Annotated in this window: 1 protein-coding gene; it reads right to left on the bottom strand. The window is 66.6% G+C overall.

Translation table 11 applies throughout. The features are described from left to right. A partial coding sequence (locus ACLQ28_RS34540) for an acyltransferase domain-containing protein (RefSeq protein ID WP_425690453.1) occupies positions 1-383 on the bottom strand: 383 nt, incomplete at both ends.

Here is a 383-nt window from a genome sequence, read left to right as displayed (position 1 = left end):
GTCGCCCAGTCGAGATCCGCGCCATAGGTGTGGGCCTGAGCCAGGTTCGTCAGGAAGATGTCCGGGCCCGACTGGTCGCGACGTAGGCTGCCGACCGCGGTGCCGCCGGTGTCCTCGATCGCCGCCACCAACACCGGATGCGGACTCACCTCAACGAACAATCCCAACCCGTCACCGACCGCCCGGGTCGCCGCGTCGTGAAACCGCACCGGCTGGCGGAGATTCCGAAACCAATACCCGGCGTCGAACACCGTCTCGTCCTGGCTAACGGTGGAGTAGAACGGCACCCGTCCCCGGCCGGGTGTTACCTGTAGTTGTTCCAACTCGGTGCGCAGCACATCCACGTGCGCGCAATGCGAGGCGTAGTCCACCGGCAACCGGCG

This window comes from Micromonospora sp. DT201 (genome assembly GCF_049841575.1).
Classification (GTDB): Bacteria; Actinomycetota; Actinomycetes; order Mycobacteriales; family Micromonosporaceae; genus Micromonospora.
The sequence above is the reverse complement of the archived record's forward strand: the minus strand, read 5'-3'. Positions and strand labels throughout refer to the sequence as shown.